Consider the following 24,587-nt stretch of genomic DNA (forward strand, 5'->3'; position numbering starts at 1 on the left):
TCTCCTGGTCAGGCGGAAATTTTATCTTGTTGATTTTCTGGTGCTGCGGCAATGAACGCAGGCAACTGTGTGCAGGCGTCGTACACCACTTTGCAACGCGGATACCCACTCAAATCACAATTCATGCGTAGTGCGTTCGCCCATTGTGGGATAAGGCAACAATCTGCCAGCGTCGGCGTCCCACCCACGCAAAATTGCCCTGAAGAGCTCTGGCGCAGCAGTTGTTCCACCGCGCTTAACCCTTGCTGGATCCAGTGTGCATACCAGCGTTTTTTATCTTCTTCACTGACGTGCAGTTCTTCAGTCAGGTAGCGCAGCACACGCAGGTTATTTAATGGATGAATATCGCAGGCGATAGCATAGACAATTTCCAGTACCTTGTTGCGAGCCGGTTCTTCCTGCGGCAACAGCGGAACTTGCGGATAGTGACGATCCAGCCAGTCAATTATCGCCAGCGATTGACCGAGTGACTCGCCCTCGTCGGTCAGCAGCGTCGGCACCAACCCGAGCGGATTCATTCGCCGGTAGACCAGTTCGTTTTGCTGCCCAATGCGGATATTCACACCTTCGGTCTGGTAATCGATACCCTTTAGCGCCAGAGCGATACGTACCCGGTACGATGCTGAACTATTAAAAAAACTGTACAGCTTCATCTTGCACCTCAGACAATCTTCACCGCGATAGGCGTTAAACCTTCGACGTTACCCGTGATCACATCGCCTTTCACCACCGGGCCAACACCTTCCGGCGTGCCGGTGAAGATCAGATCACCCGGTTGCAGTTCAAAGAAGCCGGACAGGTAGCTGATGGTTTCATTCACTGACCAGATAAGATGATGAATATCGCTGCGCTGGTGATCTTCACCATTAACCTGTAACCAGATTGGTGCGTTATCAATCCCCCCCGTTTCGCTGGCTTTGTGCAGCGGTGCGATCGGTGCCGAGAGATCAAACGCTTTGCCAATTTCCCACGGGCGCCCCATCTGGCGCATCTCCATTTGACGATCACGACGGGTCATATCAAGCCCTGTGGCATAACCCCAGACATATTCATGAGCGTTTTCCAGCGGGATATCACAGCCCTTCTTACCAATCGCCACCACCAGTTCAATTTCATAATGATAGTTATCGGTCTGCGCCGGATACGGCAGCGCCAGCGTTTCACCAGCGGCAACAGGAACAACGGCATCTGCGGGTTTGCAGAAGAAAAATGGCGGTTCACGATCAGGATCAAAGCCCATTTCGCGGGCGTGGGCGGCATAGTTGCGTCCGACGCAGTAAACGCGACGTACGGGGAATTGTTCATCACTGCCAACAACGGGTACGGTAACGGGCGCTTGCGGTTCGAATACGTATTGAGTCATTTTTTCTCTCCCAAATTAATAACGCGCTTCGCGGAACAACCCGAGGGCTTCTTGTACCGGTCTGTCCGAAAAACTAAATAAAACGGTATCTTGCGTGGACTGGAATGACACACCGTGCCAGGTCGGCACCACGAAGATATCTTTTGCGGTAAAGGTGAAGGTTTCATTGCCGATAGTGACCTGCCCGCAGCCTTCTACTACGTGGTAGATGGTGCTGTCAGTGGTACGTGCCACGCGGGAGGCGAACCCTTTCGGTAGCAGTTGCAGGAAAGCGCCCATTGACGGCATCGGATAGCCGCCGGTGACCGGGTTGACGTAGCGCATTTTGTAGCCATCCCACTCATCGGCATCGCCCAGGCGGGTTAAATCGAGCAGTACTTCGCGGCTGCGGTCATAACGGTAATTAAAGATCGGCGAGGAATTCCCCGTCTGATGGCGCAGCGGCAACATATTGGCGGCATAACGCGGTAGGTAATCGCCCTCTTTACGCGTTACAGGTTGTTGCTCTTCCGAATAATCTTCGGCAAAACCACAGCCCAGCATGTTCACTAATGGCAGATCCAGCCCATCCAGCCAGATAACCGGTTCGTCGCCAGGGTTACCGTGATCGTGCCAGCGCCATTGCGGGGTCAGAATAAAATCGCCTTCATTCATTGGCGTGCGTTCGCCATCAACGGCTGTGAATGCCCCTTTACCTTCGACAATAAAACGCAGTGCTGACTGGTTATGCCGATGACTCGGCGCCACTTCGCCTGGCATAATCAGTTGTAAACCCGCATACAGCGTGGCGGTAATAGAGGAGTGACCGCGCAGCGCTGGATTTTCCAGTACCAGTACGCGGCGCACCGCCTCTTTCGCACCAATCAGGCTGCCGCTCTCCAGCAGCAGCGGGCGGATCTCCTGGTAATTCCAGTATGCTGACGCACAGTTAGCGTTAGGTGTTTTCGGCACCAGATGATGCAGTGACTCCCACAGCGGAGTCAGGTTTTGCCCGGAAATATGCTGATAAAATTGCTCGCGGCTGCTTTGGCTATTTTGATTGTTATCAGTCATTGAGATACTCCTTATTCGTTCACAACGCCTGCGCGAGGCAGGGAGTCAGGGACAGAAGTCGACTGGCGCACGACAGTAATCAGCAGGGTTAACATCACCGCACTGATCGCCGCAGGCACAGCGATAATGAAAAACAATGTGTCGAAAGAGAAATTCATCGCCATCATCACACCGCCAGACAGCGATCCGACAATCGCGCCGCAGCGACCCACGGCATTTGACCAGCTCACGCCCGTAGCACGACTTTGCGTTGGGTAAAGCGTGGCAGTCAGCGCATTCAGCCCCACCTGCGATCCGCTAATGCCAATGCCGGTGCCGAAAATAGCCAGCGCCATCAGCCATAATCCGTCCTGGCTTAATCCAATCATCACGATGCACACCGCGCCTATGGCATAGCTCAGGGCCAGAACACGGAAAGGATTAAACTTATCCATCAGTACACCTAATGCCAGTGCCCCCAACGTACCGCCAATCTGGAACGCGGCGGTGATCCAGGACGCATGTTGCAGATCGATTCCGCGATGATTCAGCAGCGTAGGCATCCAGCTTGAGAGCAGGTAAATAATCAACAGGCTCATAAAGAACACCACCCACAACATCAGAGTGACAGGCAACTGACGCCCCATAAACAGTTGGCGAATGCTGCCTTTGGCAATGGTTGCTGATTCATTGAGATAAAAGTGAGTATCGGCATAACGCTCGCAAGTAATGGCGCTCACGGTTTTTGCAATCACTGATTGCGGTAACTGACGGCGCACCTGCCAGCGCGGTGATTCCGGCAGAGTCACCAGCAACACAACAAACAACATCAACGGTAATACGCCTCCCAGTACCAAAATACCGTGCCACCCCATCACCGGCACCAGTTGCGCGCTGACGATCCCACCAAACGCAGACCCCAGGGTGAAGCCGCAAAACATCAGCGTCACCAGCGCACCGCGGCGGCGGGCAGGTAGATACTCCGAGGTCATGGTGATAGTGTTTGGCATCGCACCGCCCAACCCTAACCCGGTGAGGAAACGCAGGAATACCAGTGTTTGCAAATCTGGTGAGAAAGCCGAGGCAAGACTTAACGCCCCGAACAAAAAGACGCACAGCTCAATCACTCGTTTGCGACCAAAACGATCGGATAACGGGCCACAGAGCAATGCACCTGCAGTTAACCCCAACAGCCCAGCGCCAAACAGCGGTGCGAGATCGCCTGCAGTAAGTTGCCAGTGAGTACGAATATCAGGAGCAATAAAGCCGATAGCCGCCGTGTCAAAACCATCGAGCATGACCACCAGAAAACAGCAGATGATAACGCGCCACTGCATCTTGCCGACCGGAGCAGCATCGATAAGTGCTTGTAAATCACGTCGTTGAGTCATAGTGAATGCCTCAGTGCAGGTAAGGTAGATGTTTCTTTTGTTTTGTATATGTTGCGATATTGTGATTAAAGAGATGGAATGTACAATGGTATTTCGGGCAGAGAGATAACCTGGAGGTTATGACAAATGGCGAACTGGGCGCAGAAACTAAAACTGCATCACCTGCAAATGCTGGTAGCACTGGGCGAACAGGGCAATCTGACCCATGTCGCGCGGATGATGAATATCACCCAACCTGCGCTATCGAAATGGTTGTCACAACTCGAAGATGAGATCGGCCTCGCACTCTTTGAGCGGCACAGCAAAGGGTTACGCCCAACCGAAGGCGGTAAATTGTTATTGCAACATGCTCAGCGGTTAATCAATGACATGGAGCGATCGCAACATGAACTGACCCGCTTTAAACAAGGTGGATTGGTCGGCAGTCTGAAAATAGGCTGTTCTCCCGTCGCAACAGACTGCGTATCCCTGGCGATTTTGCATCTGCTCAAAGAGATGCCGACGCTGCACCTGAATATCGAAGAGAAGGTAATGACACCATTACTTCAAGATCTGCTGGCGGGTTCTGTGGATGTGGTAGTTGGACGTATTGGTGGTCGCGCGTTGCAACTGCCGCTGAATTACCAGGTGCTCTACACCGAGCCCGTGTGCTTTGTCGCCCGTCCAGAGCATCCACTGGCAAAATACGCCACCCTCACCTGGAATGATCTGGCTAACTGGCGCTGGATAGTCTGGCCAACCGGTACGCCAATTCGCATTAGCATTGATAACGCACTGGTAGACCACGGCGTAATGTTGCCAGAAAACACCATTGAGTCGGCGTCGATGAATGTCAGCACCAACCTGCTACAAAGCAGCGATATGATTTCCATTCTGTCGTTACGACTGGCGCAACGCTATGCCAGCCAGGGACAACTGGCAATCCTCAACTTACCGAAGATAGAACAGAAAGGCAGCGTCGGCGTATTCTGGCGTAGTAACGAATCCCTCTCTCATGCGTTAAGCCGATTTCTGCACTTTTTGCAGCAGGATTAGCGTGCTGAATTGGGCGCTCACCCGATACTCCTTTCCTGTTATTCAACTATGCTCAGTTTTCATGATGTGATCGGTAGCACATTTTACGGATTAATTGTATGATGAATCCATCTCATCTGGGGTGTTGATCATGAGTAAGACACTAAACATTATCTGGCAATATTTACGCGCTTTCGTCCTGATTTATGCCTGCCTGTATGCAGGCATTTTCATTGCTTCCCTGCTACCGGTAACCATACCCGGCAGCATCATAGGGATGCTGATTCTGTTTGTCCTGCTGGCCTTGCAAATTCTTCCGGCGAAGTGGGTCAATCCAGGGTGTTACGTTTTAATTCGCTATATGGCGCTGCTATTTGTGCCGATTGGCGTAGGCGTAATGCAATATTTTGATTTATTACGCGCGCAGTTTGGCCCGGTAGTCGTTTCCTGCGCCGTCAGTACGCTGGTGGTTTTTCTGGTCGTGAGCTGGAGCTCGCACCTGGTGCACGGTGAACGCAAAGTCGTTGGTCAGAAAGGAGAAGAAAAATGATGGCGAATATCTGGTGGTCCTTGCCGCTGACATTAATCGTCTTTTTCGCCGCCCGAAAACTGGCAGCGAAATATAAATTTCCGTTACTTAATCCATTGCTGGTCGCAATGGTGGTGATTATCCCTTTTTTACTGCTGACCGGCATCTCTTACAATAGCTACTTTAAAGGCAGCGAAGTGTTAAACGATCTGCTGCAACCGGCGGTCGTCGCGTTAGCCTATCCTTTATATGAACAGTTGCACCAGATCCGCGCACGCTGGAAATCCATCATCACTATCTGTTTTATCGGTAGCGTGGTAGCAATGGTTACAGGAACTGCCGTGGCATTGATGATGGGTGCTTCACCGGAAATCGCAGCATCAATCTTACCTAAATCAGTCACCACGCCAATTGCGATGGCCGTTGGCGGCAGCATCGGCGGTATTCCGGCAATTAGTGCGGTTTGTGTAATTTTCGTCGGCATTCTCGGCGCAGTATTTGGTCATACGCTGCTCAATGCCATGCACATTCGGACCAAAGCGGCACGCGGCCTGGCAATGGGGACGGCCTCGCACGCCCTTGGAACAGCGCGCTGTGCAGAACTGGATTACCAGGAGGGCGCATTTAGTTCGCTGGCGTTGGTACTGTGCGGGATTATTACGTCGCTCGTTGCGCCGTTCCTTTTCCCAATTATTCTGGCAGTAATGCGCTAAAATTTGCGATGCGTCGCGCATTTTTGATGTAAGTTTCACGCGTTGCATAATTAATGAGATTCAGATCACATATAAAGCCATAACGGGTTCGTACACTGTTATCCCATTACATGACTATGAGGCAACGCCATGCATCCACGTTTTCAAACTGCTTTTGCCCAACTTGCGGATAACTTACAGTCTGCACTGGAGCCTATTCTGGCAGATAAGTATTTCCCCGCGTTGTTGACCGGGGAGCAGGTCGCTTCGCTTAAAAGCGCAACGGGGCTGGACGAAGACGCGCTGGCATTCGCACTGCTGCCGCTGGCGGCGGCCTGTGCGCGTACGCCATTATCAAATTTTAACGTTGGCGCGATTGCGCGCGGCGTGAGTGGAACCTGGTATTTCGGCGCCAATATGGAATTTATTGGCGCAACAATGCAGCAAACTGTTCATGCCGAACAAAGCGCTATCAGCCACGCCTGGCTGAGCGGTGAGAAAGCGCTCGCTGCTATCACCGTTAACTACACGCCTTGCGGTCACTGTCGTCAGTTTATGAATGAACTGAATAGCGGGCTGGATTTGCGCATTCATCTGCCGGGCCGCGAAGCACACGCATTGCGTGACTATCTGCCTGATGCCTTTGGCCCAAAAGATCTGGAGATAAAAACGCTGCTGATGGACGAGCAGGATCACGGCTTTACGTTAACTGGCGACGCGCTTTCCCAGGCGGCGATTGCGGCGGCAAACCGTTCACATATGCCTTACAGCAAATCGCCCAGCGGCGTGGCGCTGGAGTGTAAGGATGGACGTATTTTCAGTGGCAGCTATGCAGAAAATGCCGCGTTTAACCCGACTCTGCCACCGCTACAGGGCGCGTTAATTCTGTTGAATCTCAAGGGTTATGATTACCCGGATATTCAGCGCGCGATTCTGGCAGAAAAAGCCGACGCGCCGTTGATTCAGTGGGATGCAACTTCCGCAACGCTGAAAGCCCTCGGTTGTAACAATATCGACCGCGTGCTTCTTGCTTAAGTCCTATGCCGGATGCGCTACGCTTATCCGGCCTACTGGTCTGATACGTTTCCTGGCCTGATAAAACGCGCTTAGCGTCGCGTCAGGCATGTAACCTCCCTCCCGGTGTCGAAAATCCCGGCAAACAGTTTTCCGTTTCTTGCGCAAAACCAGCAGGTAAAGTAGCCTGATTGAAATTTCCCAGGATCGAGTTTTCTGCATGTTAAAGCGCGTGTTCTACAGCCTGTTAGTCCTGATCGGCTTGCTACTGTTGACAGTGCTTGGCCTCGATCGCTGGATGAGCTGGAAAACTGCGCCTTATATTTACGACGAACTGCAGGATCTCCCCTATCGCCAGGTCGGTGTAGTACTTGGCACCGCAAAATATTATCGCACCGGAGTCATTAATCAGTATTACCGCTATCGCATTCAGGGGGCGATTAATGCCTATAACAGCGGTAAAGTAAATTATCTACTACTTAGCGGCGATAATGCGTTACAGAGCTATAACGAACCGATGACCATGCGCAAAGATTTAATTGCTGCTGGCGTCGATCCGGCCGATATTGTCCTCGACTATGCAGGCTTCCGTACACTGGATTCCATCGTGCGCACGCGCAAAGTCTTTGATACTAACGACTTTATTATTATCACCCAACGTTTCCACTGTGAGCGCGCATTATTTATCGCCTTGCATATGGGGATTCAGGCGCAGTGTTATGCCGTACCATCACCAAAAGATATGTGGTCGGTGCGTATTCGCGAATTTGCCGCCCGTTTCGGCGCGCTGGCTGACCTTTACATTTTTAAACGTGAACCACGATTTTTAGGGCCGCTGGTCCCTATTCCGGCCATGCATCAGGTGCCGGAAGATGCGCAGGGCTACCCCGCCGTCACGCCCGAACAGTTACTTGAATTACAAAAGAAACAAGGAAAGTAGTTATGGATGTACAGCAGTTTTTTGTCGTTGCCGTTTTTTTCCTTATCCCGATATTTTGTTTTCGCGAAGCGTGGAAAGGCTGGCATGCTGGCGCTATTGATAAACGAGTAAAAAATGCGCCGGAACCGGTGTATGTCTGGCGCGAAAAGAATCCGGGGCTCTTTTTCGCTTATATAGTGGCGTATATCGGTTTCGGTATTTTATCTGTCGGCATGATTATTTATCTTATATTTTACCGATAATGGTATTTTCTCTATAGTCCACTATTGAGAATAATTATTACTCCACTTGATAAGCTGTGGATATAGCATTCTGAGCCACAGCTATTTGTGAATCCTTTCACAGTTTAAATTCCCCCCGCCGTTTAGCCTTAATATCAGCACGTTATATTTGTCATTTTACCCTAAATAATTCGAGTTGCAGACAAGCGACGAGTGCATGAATCCTCAGTAGCTTACTCGAGTAAGTCACTGGGGCGAATGCGTGACGTCGCAACACATGTAATTTGAAGTATGGCGGGTAAATCAGGCGTTCGCCTTAATTACCCATAACATTAAGGAAGATCACATGCCGCAACAAAATTATCTGGATGAACTCACCCCGGCCTTTACGCCTTTGCTGGCGATCAAAGAAGCCTCCCGTTGTTTATTATGTCACGATGCCCCCTGTAGTCAGGCTTGCCCGGCGCAAACCGATCCAGGGAAATTTATTCGCTCAATTTATTTTCGTAATTTTAAAGGCGCAGCCGAGACAATTCGCGAAAATAATGCGCTCGGCGCCGTTTGCGCCAGAGTGTGCCCCACAGAAAAATTATGTCAAAGTGGTTGTACCCGGGCCGGTGTCGATGAACCGATTGATATTGGTCGCTTACAGCGTTTTGTTACCGATTTTGAACAACAGACCAAAATGGAGATTTATCAGCCTGGTAGCAAAACGCTCGGTAAAGTTGCCGTTATCGGTGCAGGCCCTGCCGGGTTGCAGGCCAGCGTAACACTGACGAACCAGGGTTATGACGTCACAATTTATGAAAAAGAGGCGCAGCCGGGCGGCTGGTTGCGTAATGGCATTCCGCAATTCCGCTTACCGCAGTCGGTACTGGATGCAGAAATCGCCCGCATTGAAAAAATGGGCGTGACCATTACGTGCAATTGCGAAATTGGTAACACGCTCACTCTGGAACAATTGAAAGCAGAAAACCGTGCGGTACTGGTGACTGTAGGTTTATCTTCCGGCTCCACCCTGCCTCTGTTTGAACATGCTGACGTCGAAATTGCCGTCGATTTCCTGCAACGCGCGCGTCAGGCGCAAGGCGATATCGATATTCCAGAGAGCGCATTAATCATCGGCGGCGGCGATGTTGCCATGGACGTTGCCAGCACGCTGAAAGTTCTCGGCTGTCAGACAGTCACTTGCGTGGCGCGTGAAGAGTTAGACGAGTTTCCGGCAAGCGAAAAAGAGTTTGCCAGCGCCAGAGATCTGGGCGTCTCAATTATCGACGGGTTTACACCTGTAGCGATAGAAGGCAATAAAGTCGCCTTTAAGCATGTCCGTCTACCAGGCGAACTCACAATGGCGGCAGATAAAATTATCCTCGCCGTTGGTCAACATGCCGAACTTGCCGCCTTTGCCGCGCTGAATCCACAGCGCAACACTATCGAAACACAAAACTACCAGACCCGTGATCCGCAACTATTTGCCGCTGGCGATATTGTTAAGGGCGATAAAACTGTGGTTTACGCCGTGAAGACCGGGAAAGAAGCCGCCGAGGCGATTCATCATTATTTAGAGGGAGCTTGCTCATGTTAACGAAAGATCTTTCTATTACCTTTTGCGGCGTTAAGTTTCCCAATCCGTTTTGCCTCTCTTCTTCGCCAGTAGGCAACTGTTATGAGATGTGCGCCAAAGCTTACGATACCGGCTGGGGCGGTGTCGTGTTCAAAACCATTGGTTTTTTTATCGCTAATGAAGTCTCGCCACGCTTTGATCATCTGGTTAAAGAAGATACCGGTTTTATCGGCTTCAAAAATATGGAGCAAATTGCCGAGCATCCTCTGGAAGAAAACCTGGCTGCGATCCGTCGCTTGAAACAGGATTATCCAGACAAGGTGTTGATCGCTTCGATCATGGGAGAAAACGAGCAGCAGTGGGAAGATCTGGCGCGTCTGGTGCAAGAAGCGGGCGCGGATATGATCGAGTGCAATTTCTCCTGTCCGCAGATGACTTCCCATGCTATGGGGAGCGATGTCGGACAAAGCCCGGTGCTGGTAGAAAAATATTGTCGGGCGGTAAAACGTGGTTCGACGCTACCGATGCTGGCAAAGATGACACCGAATATCGGTGATATGTGTGACGTAGCACTGGCGGCAAAACACGGCGGCGCCGATGGCATTGCGGCAATTAACACCGTCAAATCCATCACCAATATCGACCTTAATCAAAAGATCGGTATGCCGATCGTCAACGGTAAATCGAGTATTTCCGGCTACTCCGGTAAAGCGGTGAAACCAATCGCTTTGCGCTTTATTCAACAAATGCGCACACACCCGGAACTGCATGATTTCCCGATCAGCGGCATCGGCGGTATTGAAACCTGGGAAGATGCAGCGGAATTTTTATTGCTCGGCGCGGCGACATTGCAGGTCACTACCGGCATCATGCAGTACGGTTATCGTATTGTGGAAGATATGACGAGCGGTCTGTCGCATTATCTTGCCGACCAGGGATTTGACTCGTTGCAGGAGATGGTAGGGCTGGCGAATCACAATATTGTTCCGGCCGAAGATCTAGACCGTAGTTATATCGTGTATCCCAACATCAATCTTGATAAATGTGTCGGCTGTGGGCGCTGCTATATTTCCTGCTACGACGGTGGTCATCAGGCGATGGAATGGAGTGAGAAAACCCGCACACCGCATTGTAATACCGAGAAGTGCGTTGGGTGTCTGCTTTGCGGTCACGTCTGCCCGGTGGGTTGTATTGATCTCGGCGAAGTGAAGTTTAAAAAGGGAGAGAAAGAACACCCGGTAGCGTTGTAAAACCCGCGTCGCATCCGGCATTTGGTTCCTGTCGCCGGATGCGGCGTGAACGCCTTATCCGGCCTACAAAACCATACAGATAATAATGTTATGTGCGTTTATGGCCGAATGCGGTCCACATTCACATCACTTCTTACGTGCGTACTTCAGTGAATCCAGCGCCACGGCGAAGATAATAATCGCCCCTTTGATGATGTACTGCCAATACGGATTTACGCCGATGTACGTCAGCCCGTAGTTGATGACCGTAAAGATAATTACCCCGGTCACGACACCAATTACCGTCCCTACACCACCACTGAACGAAACGCCGCCCACCACGCACGCCGCGATAGCATCCAGTTCATACATAAAGCCAAGATTATTGGTGGCAGAACCGATACGCCCAGCTTCCAGCATCCCACCAAAGGCATAGAACACGCCAGACAGCGCATAAATCATCAACAGATTCAGGCCGACGTTAACGCCAGAAACTTTCGCCGCTTCCGGGTTACCGCCAATAGCAAAAATATTCTTGCCGAAGCGAGTTTTATTCCATAACACCCAGACAAACACGACAGCAATCAGCGCGTAGAAGGTGATGTAAGAGAGACGGAAGCTTCCCAGCGCAATAAAGCCCTGGGCAAAAGTGGAAAAACCGCTATCAAAACCAGAAATCGGCGACGCACCAACGAAGTCGTAATAGAGCGAGTTGATGCCATAAACGATGATCATCGTGCCGAGCGTGGTAATAAACGGCGTCACGTTGAGATAAGCAATAATCAGACCGTTGATCAAACCGATAACCGCGCCAATAGCACAAACAATCAGAATAACCAGCGCAATCGGCATCGTCGCCATTTCCGGGAACACTTTGTTAGCGTTATCCATTGACTGCAATAACGTCGCTGCTACCACCGCTGCCAGCCCTACCTGACGCCCGGCAGAAAGGTCGGTCCCCTGAGTAACAATGAGCCCCGCCACGCCAAGCGCGATAATAATACGTACCGATGACTGGGTGAGAATATTACTTAAGTTCAACAGACTTAAAAATGTTGGGTCCTGGAAAATAATAATCGCCAGCAAAACTAAAAGGACGACGTAAATACCGCCCTCTTTCAGATAAGTAAGAAAACCTTTCTTATTTAACGCACTCATAGGAAGCCCCTGGTCTTAAAGGTGCAAAGACGCAAGACGCAGAATTTCGTTTTGCGTTGTTGTTTTTGTATCGACAATTCCAGAAACGAGGCCATTGCTCATCACCAGAATACGGTCTGTTATCCCTAACAGCTCTGGCATTTCCGAGGAGATAATAATAATCCCCTTGCCTTTCTTCGCCAGCTCGGCAATTAACTGATAAATTTCAAACTTCGCCCCGACATCAATACCGCGAGTGGGTTCATCGAGCATTAATATTTCTGGTTGCGTTAACAGCCAGCGACCGATAATCACCTTTTGTTGATTACCACCAGAGAGTGAGCCAATCTGCGTACGGTGACCTGGCGTTTTTACCCGCATCGAGTCAATAACCCACTGGGTATCGCTTTTCATTCGCGAATTATCCAGTAGCCCCACTTTGTTTTTGTAGTTACGAATATTGGAAATTAATGAGTTAAAGCCGATATCCAGATAAGCATAAATCCCCGTTGATCGACGCTCTTCGGTCACCAACGCAAATCCATGGTTAATGGCTTCATTGGCATTATGGTTATTAATCTTTTTGCCATGCAGAGTAATGGTGCCGGAAGATTTCTCGCGGATGCCAAACAAAGTTTCGACAATGTCGGTACGTTTCGCCCCCACCAGACCAGCAATACCAAGAATTTCTCCTTTATGCAGATCAAACGAGACATCACGAATCGATGGCTGGCGTAGCGATGTCAGGTTGCGTACTTCGAGGATCACTTCACCGGGGTTGTTTTCTTTATCCGGGAAACGCTGGTTAAGAGAGCGCCCAACCATCATGGCGATGATCTTGTCCATTGTCAGCCCTGCCAGCGGTTCGGTGGCAATCCACTGACCGTCGCGCAATACGGTGACTTCATCACATAACTGAAAGATTTCTTCCATTTTATGCGAGATATAGACAATACCGCAGCCGCGTTCTTTTAATTTACGAATAATAGTGAACAGATGGTTGACCTCTTTTTCAGTTAACGAAGAGGTAGGTTCATCCATGATCACAATTTTCGCATTATAGGAAAATGCTTTAGCAATTTCGATCATCTGCATTTGCGAAACAGATAATGTACCGACGCGCGCACGCGGATCGATATCAATATCCAGTTCATCAAAAATCGCTTTGGTTTCGCGGTACATTTTATCCTGATCAACAAACATGCCTTTAGTGGGATATCGCCCCAGCCACATGTTGTCCATCACCGAACGTTGCAATACCAGGTTTAATTCCTGATGCACCATCGAAATACCGTTTTCCAGCGCTTCTTTGGCAGAATGAAAATCGATTTCTTTACCCTGAAATAAAATGGTGCCGGAATCTTTTTGGTAAATGCCAAACAAACATTTTAATAATGTTGATTTTCCCGCCCCGTTCTCTCCCATTAATGCATGGATAGAATGAGGTCGGACTTTTAAATTGACGTTATCAAGCGCCTTAACGCCAGGAAAAGACTTGTTGATACCACTCATTTCCAACAAGTATTCACCTGATGACGGAGTCGTTGAGCTGACCATATAATTTTACCTTGTTGGCCATACAATTTGGGCGCAATAACTTATTGCGCCCAATCGGTCTTATTTCTTGCTAAATTCAGCCAGATTATCTTTGTCTACGCCAACATAAGGAACGCGGACAATTTTGTTATCGATTTTCCAGTTGGTGCCATCAGCGGCCCCCTTGCCTTCAGCAAGATTTTTCGCCAGATCAAACGTCGCTTTCGCCTGGTTGTTAGCATCATTCAGCACAGTTCCTGCCATCGCACCGGATTTCACCAGCGCCAGCGCTTCTGGCAACGCATCGACGCCAAACACCGGAATGCTGCTCTTGTTGTGCGCTTTCAGCGCTTCTACCGCGCCCATTGCCATCGCATCATTGTTGGCGATAACCACTTCAATTTTGTTGGCGTTCGGGCCAGATAACCAGGCGTCCATCTTATCTTTCGCCTGAGCGGTATCCCACATTGCGGTGTCTAACTGTAGCTGTTCAGTTTTAATGCCTTTGTCATTCAGCTCTTTGATAACATAGGTGGTACGCGCTTCTGCATCAGGATGGCCCGGTTCGCCTTTCAGCAACACAAACTGAATCTGACCATCTTTGTTAAGATCCCAACCCTGATTCGCCGCCCAGTGTTTGGCAATCAGATCCCCCTGAATAATCCCGGACTCTTTGGAGTCAGTACCGACATAGTAGGCTTTGTCATAGCTATCCAGCGCCTTACGAGACGGCTCTTTATTAAAGAAAACTACCGGTACGTTTTGCCCACGTGCTTTTTCAATCACCGTACCCGCTGCAGCCGGATCAACCAGGTTGATTGCCAGCGCCTTCACCCCTTTTGCCAACAGCACGTCAATCTGATCGTTCTGTTTGGACTGGTCATTCTGTGAATCATTCATCAGCAGTTGCACATCTGGCGCGGCTTTCGCATCCTGCTCAATAGCCTTACGCACCACAGACATAAAGTTATCGTCGTACTTATAGATTGTTACACCAATGCGGGTATCAGCAGCATGTGCAGCAGCACCGAATAACATGCTGGCCATCACAGCAGACAGGGTTAACACCTTCTTATTCATGGTATCTCCGGTTTTTCTTATGCAGGGTAGTGCTTGAGATAGATGCTCGGCGGGGCAGCATAGTTAATGAAGTGTTACTGAACGCCGAAGCTCATTTTTTAAATTTCGTTCTTCCTTGCCCGGTAACACTCCAGAAAACGGCTTTAATTGTGGTTATGACGCCATAACCTCGGTAAAAACGATTATCTTATGTTACATATCAGTTACAGCGTTAAAACGGTGCAATCATAGCCATCGTATTGTTAATATACTGTGAAATCACTCACAAATTGAAAGCGGTTACATCGTCTGATTTGTTGAGTTAGTGATCGCTGCCGCATTCTGTCGCGTGGCTACAGAATGACGACGTACTAACGTCGGCATAAAGCAGTGGCTGGCGCGGGAATCAATCTTACCCGCAGCCCCCTGCAAGGCCAGTTCAGTCGCCATTTTCGCCATCGAGGCAATGGGATAACGCACGGTTGTTAACTGTGGGTCGGTGTAACGAGCGATGGGGATATCATCGAAACCGATGATTGAGAGATGTAACGGAACGACAATGCCGTTATCTTTTAATGCCGTCAGTGCGCCAGCGGCCATATTGTCGTTATAAGCAAAGACAGCAGTAAGTTGCAGATTGCGCCCCAGCAGTTCAACCATCGCCGCTTCCCCGCCCGGCATATCCGGCGTACCGGTGCCGATCCAGCTTTCCGACGGAACAATATCCTGCTCTTTCAGCGCGCTCATCCACCCTGCTTTGCGCATTGCATCATCTTCAATGCCATGACTGGAAGCCAGATAGCCGATACGTTGATGACCGTTATTCAGCAACATACGCGTTGCCATTCTGGCACCACTGATGTTATCCAGGCAGACGCAACGATGAGCGTATCCCGGAACAACCCGGTTAATCAGTACCATGCCGGGAATGTTATCCATAAACTGAGCCAGTTCGTCGTCGCTTAATGCTTTTGAGTGAACAATCAACGCATTACAACGTTGACGAATTAACACCTCAATGGCGTGGCGCTCTTTTTCCGCTTCATGGTAACTGTTGCCGATCAGGACATATTTTTGATGTTGCTGAGCAACAAGATCCACGGCTTTAACCAGCGCGCCGAAAAATGCATCAGAGACATCCATCACCACTACGCCGATGGTATCGCTCATCTGGGTTGCCAGTGCCTGGGCATTGGCGTTTGGTCGATAATCCAGCGCGCACACCGCTTTCATTACTGCTTCACGCGTGTCCGCACTCACCAGGGCGCTGTTATTTAATACCCGGGAAACCGTTGCCACAGAAACGCCAGCCTGACGCGCTACATCACGAATGGTGATCATATTCACTACCTGTTGTGAAATTGCAGTAGGTTACTGCTTGCTGGCGGCTATTTTGTCAGCACTGAATAGCGGACTTCGTGAATCGAGTCACAGCAATGGAAACGGTTACAGCCATTTTGTTAATGAATGTGATCAAGATCGTTATCTTGATGTTTTGGATAATGCAGGTCCGGCGGCACGCAAAGTTAACTGACGCCAGAGCCATTCTACCGGCCCCTGACGGAAATAGCGCAGCCAAATAACAGAGAAAAGCAGGTTTGCCAGCCATACCGGGACAACAAACGCCAGCAGTTCCAGACGGTCAAACTGCATAAACAGAGCAAGGTGATAAAACAGCGTGGTACAAAGCAGCGTTTGCAGCAGGTAGTTGCTCAGCGCCATCCGCCCGACGCAAGCAATCGCCAGCACCAATTTAAAGCGACTTAACTGCGGCCAAAAACCGAACAGCAGCGACGCATAGCCGATCGCCTGAAACGGCGCACTCAGTTCACGCGGCATCTGGAGTAAGAAAGCACACCAGCGATACGCCCAGTCCAGCCGCCATTGCAACACAATAGCGGGAAAGTTGATCAGCATACCAATCGCCACCAGCGCAAAACCGGTACGACGATAGTGGCGCAAGCTAAACTGCCCTTTCAGCCAGCCGCTACGCATCAACGCCGCGCCAATCAACATCATCCCCGCAAGTTGCCAGCCATACTGCGCGCCCAGCGCCAGTAAACTGTCCCCTACGCCATCAGCGCGGTTACTGATCGCCTCAACGCCACCGTGCAGTTTCCAGTATTTTTCATACAGAATGGCCGACGCATCCGGCGTCCAGGCGCGACTGGTTTGACTATCGGAAATCAATCCCAACAACAGCAACACGCCAAGCCCTACCAGGTACAGCATCACGCCAGAATTAAACAGACTTTTTACCGATGGCGCATCACGCACCAGACGCCAGCAAATTAACCCCACCAGTCCGTAAGCCAACAGAATGTCGCCGTCCCAGAATAACAATCCGTGAATAAAGCCCAGCAAAACTAATAACGTTAGCCGCGACTGGATCCAGCGTCTGCCGCGCGGCAGTAACATTTGCAGGCCAGCACCAAACAGCAACGCAAAAAGCGTGAGAAATTTAGCCTGACCAATAAGATCCAGAAATGCCCAGCTCCAGGCATCCTGCGGTGTAATGGTACCGTACCAGGCGGGATTGAGATAAGCCGCCTTTGGTAGCCCAAAGGCGCTAATGTTGAGAAGCAGGATCCCCAGAATGGCGACGCCGCGAACAAAATCGAGCGTGACGTTGCGCTCCATGGTTCCTGCCTTTTAATCAGTTGTGATGACGCACAGCACGCAGAAACTCGTGACGCGTATTCTGACTGGATTTAAACAAACCACCGAGGGAGGTTGTTGTCGTGGCGCTGGTTGCATCACGAATACCGCGCGCTTTCACGCAGTAATGCACCGCATCAATGGACACCGCCACGTTATTGGTGCCCAGCAGCGTTTGCAATGCAATAAGGATTTGCTGGGTCAGACGTTCCTGCACCTGCGGTCGTTGGGCAAAGAACTGTACGATGCGGTTAATTTTCGACAAACCGATGACAGAATCTTTCGGAATGTAAGCCACCGTCGCTTTGCCATCAATGGTGACAAAGTGGTGTTCACAGGTGCTGGTCAGAGTGATATCGCGCACTGTGACCATCTCATCCACTTTCATTTTGTTTTCAATGAGAGTGATTTTCGGGAAGTTGGCGTAATCCAGACCAGAGAAAATTTCATCGACATACATTTTGGCAATGCGATGCGGCGTTTCCATCAAACTGTCGTCAGCCAGGTCGAGATTCAGCAGTTGCATAATTTCGGTCATATGACCGGCAATAAGGCTTTTGCGCGTTTCGTTATCCATTTCATGCACGGGCGGGCGCAGCGGTGTTTCCAGTCCTCGCGCAACCAGCGCTTCATGAACCTGGGCCGCTTCTTTACTGAGTGATGGCATTTATCTTTCTCCTGCAGGTGTGGCGCCTCTGCCCTGCGTGGGGGCAAAGTTATTAAGCTGATTAGCAGCCTGATTATTGTGCGTGAGGCGGCGCACATAATCCAGTATTCACAGCGATAATTATTGTAATTGTCGCTACCTTTCATCAGTGAATGTTAAAACATCGTTGTACAAATGAGAAAGTGAAAGTTACTCACGGCGCATTGAATAAACGGTACGATGGAGAAAATGTAAACAACACAACAAGGAGCCACGCATGGAAATGCTCGCAGAGCACCGCTGTTTTGAAGGCTGGCAGCAATGCTGGAGGCACAACTCTCACGCCTTAATTGTGCGCTGATGCACGCCAGCAATGTCCTGGATGCAATTCCAGTGCTCATTGATCAGGACGATGGTCCTGCGTATCCAGCCAGGATACGATGATCACAGTGACGACTTCATCACCTCTTTTACCGGGGATCATCTGCGCTTCCATGCGCAGTATTTACTGACGTAAAAGCCCGCCCGGTTCGCCGGGCATCTTGCTATCAGAAACGATAGTCCACCGCCATAAAGTAACGACGACCGTCTTCGTTGTAGCTGTAGTCATCACGGCTGAGATCTTTATCGGTCAGGTTCAACACACCAGCACGCAGTTTGACATCTTTCGTCACCTGCCACGCTGCGCCTGTATTCCAGATCGTATAACCGCCCGGCGTTTTAGCTGTCGCGCTGTCAGCACGTTTTTGTCCGGTATAGTTACCAGAAACATAGAACGACCAGTCTTCCAGCGCCAGCGGTTTCCAGTCCAGAGTACCGTTAGCGGTATGGAACGGCAGATCGGAAAGCGGTTTGTTTTCGCCGTTGCTGACATCACGACCATCGTTATAGGTGTAGTTGAGTGACAGTTTCCATTGGTCGTTGAACGGAATTTTCAACTCGGTTTCCACACCCTGAATACGTGCTTTGTTAACGTTGTAATAACGAAACACCGGCACACCGTCTGCGGTAAAACCAACAAAGTTTTGGTAGCCCGGTGCAGCGTTAATGTCAGACGTACGGCTGATGCTGATACGATCTTTTACATCGTTACGGAAGACAGTCACGCTGGATTCAACGCCTTCCAGCCAGCCTTCTTCCCCCATATAGTAAAGCCCCAGCTCCCAGCTTTCGCTGGTTTCTGGTTTCAGATCCGGGCTACCAACAATCTTACATGCGCCACGGCAAGAATTGCTTGTCCAGTCGGGGCTAAGTTGTAACAGAGAAGGCGCTTTAAAGGCTGTCGCCCAGCCCCCTTTCACTGTTACGGTATCGGTAGCGTTATAGACCAGATAGGCACGCGGGCTCCAGTGTTCGCCGTAGGTTTCATGATCGTCCATACGTACGCCAGTGGTCAAAGACAGCGGTTCGAAGATCCGCCATTCATCTTCGATAAACAGCGCATACTGGCTGGCAGATGTTTTGCTGCTGGTCCCGCCAGTCAGGTTTACCGCATCATTAAGTTTGTCATGACGCCATTCGCCACCAAAGGTGACAAATTGATTAATCGCCGTCAGCGGCAATGTGTATTTACCGTCGACAGTATTACTTTCGGAAGTAATTGGGCTGCTATTGCCCGGGTTTTTGTTCTCGAGTTTCTCGCCATAGAATTTCAGTTCGCTGGTGCCGTACTCCCAGCGACCATTATGGCTGACGGAGTAGTTCTGGCGTTCCAGGCGATTTTTGTCCAGCGAGTCGGAATCACGATCCTGACGGTCAAAACCGTAACCAGCGGTAAAATCGTGATTTTGATTCGGCGTCCAGGCAAATTCGACATTACCGTCGCGGCTGGTGAATCCTTCAATACGCGGCGTTTCTCCGGTCCTGGCGGTCGTTGAGCTCTGCGGATCATCTTTTTCACGTTTCGCAAGACTGCCGTAGACTTTCATCCCCAATACGCCGTCAATCAGCGGACCACTGGTGAAGAATTGACCGTTATAGGTATCTCCACGATCGCGGTGTTCCTGAATAGTAGAATCAACCGTAACGGTTCCAGACCATTTCTGGCCGATTTTTTTAGTGATGATATTAACCACGCCGCCGAGCGCATCAGAACCATACAGCGAGGACATCGGGCCGCGCACGACTTCGATACGTTCAATGGAATCGACCGGGATCCAGTTCAGATCAAAATCATTATGGCGGAATACGGCGTTGCGGGAATTAACGCGTTTACCATCAACCAGGATCAGCGTGTAGCTACTGTCCAGACCACGAATACTAACGCCCTTGCGGTTGTCACCTTCGTTTGTCAGTTGCACGCCAGGCACATCTTTAAGCACATCTTTCAGATTCTGTACCGGTTTACGCTGCAGGTCTTCCTGAGTTATCACACTGATGCTGGCGGGCGCGTCTTTAAGGTTTTGTTCAACGGAAGAGGCAGTGACAACCATCGTTTCACCATCATCATCAACCGCTAACACGGGCCATGCACAAGAAATTGCGGACAAACACAGCCCGACCCGTACGAAAGGGTTCAACCTAAACATTCCATATCTCCATGAGGTCACTATAAAAATTTAAATGGGTTATCGCTCACATCTTCTGCATGTCCCCTCACGTACGGCAGCATCGCGGTGGACTTTTTATATGCAGGTGATCAGTCCAGAAAGCCTGGGCAGCCTCTGATTTGTCAGCCTTTTTGATTGCGCGTAACGATAATGCAAACAATAACAATTATCAATTCAATTGTTAAAATTTATATCCGCATGATTATCAAGGGAAAGCAAAATGAAAAAGCCTTCCCGGTTGGGAAGGCTTTATAAAGGAAGGCGTAAAAACTTATTTATTATCGTTCTGTGGGAACTTCATTTCGCTGTAGCGTACGAAGTGGGTTCCTTTAATCAGTTTGTAGCCGAACCAGATGATCAGGAATAGTGGAATACCGATATACGTCGCCGCTACGCCGCCCCAGTCAATGGTGTCTTTCAGGAACGCTTCATAGTTCTGGCCCAGAGTGATAATCAGGCACAGCACAAAGGCGAAAATCGGTCCCAGCGGGAAGAAGCCCGAGCGATACGGCAGATCGTTAATATCATGCCCCTGCAATACATAGCCCCGACGGAAGCGATAGTGGCTGATAGCAATTCCCAGCCAGGCGATAAAGCCCGTCATCCCGGAAGTATTCAGCAGCCACAGATACACTGTCTGGTTGCCAAACATTGACGTCAGGAAGCACAGACCGGCAATCACCGTCGTCGCATACAGGGCGTTACGCGGTACGCCGCCACGCGACAGTTTGGCGAAAATACGCGGCGCTTTACCGTCGCACGCCAGGGTGTACAGCATACGGGTAGACGCGTACATACCGGAGTTACCTGCCGACAGTACCGCCGTCAAAATGACCGCGTTCATCACCGCTGCCGCAGAAAGCAGACCCGCATGCTGGAACACCAGAGTGAATGGGCTGACGCTGATGTCTTTCACATCGTTACGCAGCAGACTCGGATCGGTGTACGGAATGATCAGACTGATAATCAGAATCGCGAATACGTAGAACAGCAGGATTCGCCAGAACACCTGACGTACCGCGCGCGGAATATTTTTCCCCGGCTCTTCAGATTCACCCGCAGCAATACCAATCAGTTCAGTCCCCTGGAAGGAGAAACCGACAATCATCGCCACACCGATCATCGCCGCAAAACCACCGGCAAACGGCGCTTCGCCAATTGTCCAGTTGCTCCAGCCTGCAGGCTGCGCGCCTTTGAAGATACCAATAATCATCATCACGCCGACAACGATAAAGATAATCACTGTCGCAACTTTGATCAGCGAGAACCAGTATTCCGCTTCACCAAAACCACGAACTGAGATGTAGTTCAGCAGGAAGATGATGCCGAGGAACAGCGCACTCCAGATCCAACCGGGAGTATCAGGAAACCACCAGCTCATGACCAACTGCGCGGCAACAAGGTCAACGGCAATAGTCACCGCCCAGTTGTACCAGTAGTTCCAGCCCAGCGCGAAGCCAAAGCCTTCTTCAACATAGTTCTGACCGTAAGTCGCAAAGGAACCGGAAACGGGCATATAGGCAGCCAGTTCACCGAGACTGGTCATCAGAAAGTAAACCATCAGACCAATAAGAATATATGAAAGCAGCGCCCCGCCCGGGCCTGCCTGAGAAATCGTTGCGCCAGAGGCAACAAAAAGCCCTGTACCGATGGAGCCGCCAATGGCAATCATCGTCAGGTGACGCGCCTTTAATTCACGGCGTAAGCCCGGCGCTTCTGTGGTTTTAGTTTCGGAAACCATACGAAAATGCTATCCATCATAAAAAATGAGGCGCGATTGTAGCAGACGATCTGCGATCCTTCCGGTAGAAATACGCAGTTATAAGAGACCTTCATGATCGCCCAGGGATTATAAGTAAAGCAGCCAATCTCTTTTCTGGCGAATGCATAACACTGGCGCTGCGTCACGAAATCGACACAGCGCCAGCCCGCTCATGTACAGCAATTTAACGCGGTAAATTAGCGGGATCGCAGTAGTCCAGAAAACGCAGTAACGCGTTGGAAAGATGCTTTTGCCGATGATGAATACGCCACAATGTGCGCATCAGGCGCGGCAGTGGGACAGCAACCTCACGTAAAGTGCCAGTCTGCAATTGCTCTTCAATCACGCGCCGCGACAAACAGCTAATTCCAAGCCCGTGACGTACCGCATGTTTGATGGCCTCAGAATTCCCTAATTCCATCGCCATTTCAAACTTCGGCAGATGCGACAATAACAGATAGTCGACAATCTCTCGTGTGCCGGAACCACGTTCACGCAGGATCCACGGCGCGCCAGCCAGCTGCTCCAGAGTAACCGGACCGTGAGCAAGTGGTGAAGTTGGCGCGGCAAAAACCACCAGTTCATCCTCCAGCCACGGTTCAGAAATAATTTCAGTGCTGTGACACGGCCCTTCAATAAAGCCAATATCAACACGAAAATCCAGCACTGCCTGTACCACGTCCTGACTGTTACCAACACTAAGTTCAATCGGCAACTGCGGATAATCAAGGCGATAACGAGCGATGACTGCAGGCAAAATGTAATTGCCAATGGTGCTACTGGCATAGACACGAATCGCGCCGTTGTCTTCACGAAACAGTTGTTCGATTTCAACGGCCTGTTCGAGCAGCGCCAACGCGCGTGGATAGAGCAACCGTCCGTGCTCATTGACGACAAGTCGTTTACCGACGCGATCAAACAGTTGCACGCCAAGCTGCCCTTCCAGATCGGTCAACGCCGCGCTCACTGCCGATTGCGACAACGCCAGCATCACCGATGCCTGGGTGGTTGATCCACTTTTCAATACTTCTGCAAAAACTTCCAACTGTCGGAGGGTGATGTGCATAGTCGCTTACCACTTATAAAGATTAATTATAAATATATAATCAATTTTATTTTTAAACCAGTTAGTTGTAACCTCTGTGCCCGGTTAAAGGAGAGGGTTATGACGAATATCACCTTACAGAAACAACATCGTACACTGTGGCATTTTATTCCGGGGTTAGCCCTGAGCGCAGTAATCACCGGGGTCGCCCTGTGGGGTGGTTCCATTCCCGCAGTTGCGGGTGCCGGGTTTAGCGCCCTTACCCTCGCAATCTTGCTGGGGATGGTTTTAGGCAACACCATCTATCCGCACATCTGGAAAAGCTGTGACGGCGGTGTGCTGTTTGCTAAACAATATTTATTACGTCTGGGTATTATTCTTTACGGTTTCCGTCTGACATTCTCACAAATTGCCGATGTCGGTATCAGTGGGATTATCATTGACGTGCTGACGCTGTCCAGTACTTTCCTGCTGGCTTGCTTCCTTGGGCAAAAAGTCTTTGGCCTGGACAAGCACACCAGCTGGCTGATCGGCGCGGGTAGCAGCATTTGTGGTGCTGCGGCAGTACTGGCGACTGAGCCGGTAGTGAAAGCGGAAGCCAGTAAAGTGACTGTGGCTGTCGCAACCGTCGTTATCTTCGGGACCATCGCTATCTTCCTCTATCCGGCGATATATCCGCTGATGACCCAATGGTTCGGCCCGGAAACATTCGGTATCTACATTGGTTCTACCGTGCACGAAGTGGCGCAGGTTGTGGCTGCTGGTCATGCCATCAGCCCGGAAGCTGAAAACGCGGCAGTTATCTCCAAAATGCTGCGCGTGATGATGCTGGCTCCGTTCCTCATCCTGCTGGCGGCGCGTGTTAAACAGCTGTCTCCGGCGAATGGCGGCGAGAAAAGCAAAATCACCATTCCGTGGTTTGCAATCCTGTTCATCGTAGTTGCCATCTTTAACTCGTTCCATCTGTTACCGCAGAGCGTTGTGAACATGCTGGTAACGCTGGATACCTTCCTGCTGGCAATGGCGATGGCGGCACTGGGTCTGACTACTCACGTCAGTGCGCTGAAAAAAGCCGGGGCGAAACCTCTGCTGATGGCACTGGTGCTGTTTGCCTGGTTGATTGTTGGTGGTGCTGTGATTAACCATGTAATTCAAAGCGTCATCGCATAAACCACTACATCTTGCTCCTGTTAACCCGCTATCATT

Annotated in this window: 22 protein-coding genes and 1 pseudogene; 10 read left to right on the forward strand and 13 right to left on the reverse strand. The window is 50.4% G+C overall.

The window, feature by feature from the left end; translation table 11 throughout:
- Positions 1–8: 8 nt before the first annotated feature.
- Genes maiA through mhbT form a run of 4 tightly spaced genes read right to left on the reverse strand, consistent with a single transcriptional unit; the run spans position 9 to position 3,786 of the window.
- Positions 9–653 carry a maleylacetoacetate isomerase gene (gene maiA / locus PS053_RS06115; protein ID WP_000781179.1) on the reverse strand — a complete coding sequence of 215 codons (645 nt, stop codon included), beginning with the start codon at positions 651–653 and terminating at the stop codon, positions 9–11.
- 8 nt (positions 654–661) lie between these two features.
- The gene (locus tag PS053_RS06120; RefSeq protein ID WP_000196037.1) at positions 662–1,363 is read right to left on the reverse strand and encodes a fumarylacetoacetate hydrolase family protein; all 702 of its coding nucleotides are present in this window, start codon (positions 1,361–1,363) and stop codon (positions 662–664) included.
- Between the two features lie 15 nt (positions 1,364–1,378).
- Positions 1,379–2,416: a gentisate 1,2-dioxygenase gene (gtdA, locus tag PS053_RS06125; RefSeq protein ID WP_256879032.1), complete on the reverse strand. Its 1,038-nt coding sequence runs from the start codon at positions 2,414–2,416 to the stop codon at positions 1,379–1,381.
- Positions 2,417–2,427: 11 nt separating this feature from the next.
- Positions 2,428–3,786, reverse strand: a complete 1,359-nt coding sequence (mhbT, locus tag PS053_RS06130; protein ID WP_025238722.1) for a 3-hydroxybenzoate transporter MhbT — start codon at positions 3,784–3,786, stop codon at positions 2,428–2,430.
- Positions 3,787–3,912: 126 nt separating this feature from the next.
- Between mhbT and PS053_RS06135 the strand changes: the two genes are divergently transcribed.
- The 8 genes from PS053_RS06135 (at position 3,913) to preA (ending at position 11,010) form a co-directional block, all read left to right on the forward strand.
- Positions 3,913–4,821, forward strand: a complete 909-nt coding sequence (locus PS053_RS06135) for a LysR family transcriptional regulator (protein WP_000024640.1) — start codon at positions 3,913–3,915, stop codon at positions 4,819–4,821.
- 130 nt (positions 4,822–4,951) lie between these two features.
- Positions 4,952–5,350, forward strand: coding sequence for a CidA/LrgA family protein (locus tag PS053_RS06140; RefSeq protein WP_002461795.1), 399 nt, complete (start codon positions 4,952–4,954; stop codon positions 5,348–5,350).
- Positions 5,347–6,042: a CidB/LrgB family autolysis modulator gene (locus tag PS053_RS06145; RefSeq protein ID WP_000968195.1), complete on the forward strand. Its 696-nt coding sequence runs from the start codon at positions 5,347–5,349 to the stop codon at positions 6,040–6,042. Before PS053_RS06140 ends, PS053_RS06145 begins: the two co-directional genes overlap by 4 nt.
- 129 nt (positions 6,043–6,171) lie before the next feature.
- Positions 6,172–7,056 carry a cytidine deaminase gene (gene cdd, locus PS053_RS06150; RefSeq protein ID WP_000553540.1) on the forward strand — a complete coding sequence of 295 codons (885 nt, stop codon included), beginning with the start codon at positions 6,172–6,174 and terminating at the stop codon, positions 7,054–7,056.
- Between the two features lie 199 nt (positions 7,057–7,255).
- Entirely contained in the window at positions 7,256–7,975 is a 720-nt protein-coding gene (gene sanA / locus PS053_RS06155) for an outer membrane permeability protein SanA (protein ID WP_000920076.1), read from the forward strand.
- A gap of 2 nt (positions 7,976–7,977) precedes the next feature.
- Positions 7,978–8,217, forward strand: a complete 240-nt coding sequence (locus tag PS053_RS06160; RefSeq protein ID WP_000383087.1) for a DUF2542 family protein — start codon at positions 7,978–7,980, stop codon at positions 8,215–8,217.
- A gap of 325 nt (positions 8,218–8,542) precedes the next feature.
- Positions 8,543–9,781, forward strand: coding sequence for an NAD(P)-dependent oxidoreductase (locus PS053_RS06165; protein WP_001136355.1), 1,239 nt, complete (start codon positions 8,543–8,545; stop codon positions 9,779–9,781).
- Positions 9,775–11,010 carry an NAD-dependent dihydropyrimidine dehydrogenase subunit PreA gene (preA, locus tag PS053_RS06170; protein WP_044709541.1) on the forward strand — a complete coding sequence of 412 codons (1,236 nt, stop codon included), beginning with the start codon at positions 9,775–9,777 and terminating at the stop codon, positions 11,008–11,010. The genes PS053_RS06165 and preA overlap by 7 nt, the downstream gene beginning before the upstream one ends.
- Positions 11,011–11,136: 126 nt before the next feature.
- Here the strand turns inward: preA and mglC are convergent, their stop codons facing one another.
- From mglC to folE, 6 genes are all read right to left on the reverse strand, one after another.
- Positions 11,137–12,147, reverse strand: a complete 1,011-nt coding sequence (mglC, locus tag PS053_RS06175; RefSeq protein ID WP_044709539.1) for a galactose/methyl galactoside ABC transporter permease MglC — start codon at positions 12,145–12,147, stop codon at positions 11,137–11,139.
- 15 nt (positions 12,148–12,162) lie between these two features.
- A complete protein-coding gene (gene mglA / locus PS053_RS06180; protein ID WP_000255045.1) occupies positions 12,163–13,683 on the reverse strand; it encodes a galactose/methyl galactoside ABC transporter ATP-binding protein MglA in 1,521 nt (506 codons plus the stop codon).
- Positions 13,684–13,743: 60 nt separating this feature from the next.
- A complete protein-coding gene (gene mglB / locus PS053_RS06185; protein ID WP_001036968.1) occupies positions 13,744–14,742 on the reverse strand; it encodes a galactose/glucose ABC transporter substrate-binding protein MglB in 999 nt (332 codons plus the stop codon).
- Positions 14,743–15,021: 279 nt separating this feature from the next.
- Positions 15,022–16,062, reverse strand: a complete 1,041-nt coding sequence (gene galS / locus PS053_RS06190; RefSeq protein WP_000628621.1) for an HTH-type transcriptional regulator GalS — start codon at positions 16,060–16,062, stop codon at positions 15,022–15,024.
- 141 nt (positions 16,063–16,203) lie between these two features.
- A complete protein-coding gene (yeiB, locus tag PS053_RS06195) occupies positions 16,204–17,361 on the reverse strand; it encodes a DUF418 domain-containing protein YeiB (protein ID WP_256879031.1) in 1,158 nt (385 codons plus the stop codon).
- 16 nt (positions 17,362–17,377) lie between these two features.
- Entirely contained in the window at positions 17,378–18,046 is a 669-nt protein-coding gene (gene folE, locus PS053_RS06200) for a GTP cyclohydrolase I FolE (RefSeq protein ID WP_001139616.1), read from the reverse strand.
- A 327-nt stretch (positions 18,047–18,373) separates the two neighbouring features.
- Between folE and PS053_RS06205 the strand changes: the two are divergent.
- A pseudogene (locus tag PS053_RS06205) lies at positions 18,374–18,542 on the forward strand (esterase); the annotation flags it as partial.
- A 31-nt stretch (positions 18,543–18,573) separates the two neighbouring features.
- Here the strand turns inward: PS053_RS06205 and cirA are convergent.
- From cirA to yieE, 3 genes are all read right to left on the reverse strand, one after another.
- On the reverse strand, positions 18,574–20,553 hold the full coding sequence (gene cirA / locus PS053_RS06210) for a catecholate siderophore receptor CirA (protein ID WP_000489208.1): 1,980 nt from the start codon (positions 20,551–20,553) through the stop codon (positions 18,574–18,576).
- Positions 20,554–20,845: 292 nt separating this feature from the next.
- A complete protein-coding gene (gene lysP, locus PS053_RS06215; protein WP_000253265.1) occupies positions 20,846–22,315 on the reverse strand; it encodes a lysine-specific permease in 1,470 nt (489 codons plus the stop codon).
- A gap of 205 nt (positions 22,316–22,520) precedes the next feature.
- Positions 22,521–23,402, reverse strand: a complete 882-nt coding sequence (gene yieE / locus PS053_RS06220; protein WP_000548306.1) for a DNA-binding transcriptional regulator YeiE — start codon at positions 23,400–23,402, stop codon at positions 22,521–22,523.
- Positions 23,403–23,501: 99 nt separating this feature from the next.
- On the opposite strand from yieE, the gene PS053_RS06225 reads away from it, so the two are divergent.
- Complete coding sequence (locus tag PS053_RS06225) at positions 23,502–24,551, forward strand: YeiH family protein (protein ID WP_000182049.1); 1,050 nt, start codon at positions 23,502–23,504, stop codon at positions 24,549–24,551.
- Positions 24,552–24,587 lie beyond the last annotated feature (36 nt).

It is taken from the genome of Escherichia albertii (assembly GCF_028622335.1).
GTDB classification, from domain to species: Bacteria; Pseudomonadota; Gammaproteobacteria; order Enterobacterales; family Enterobacteriaceae; genus Escherichia; species Escherichia albertii.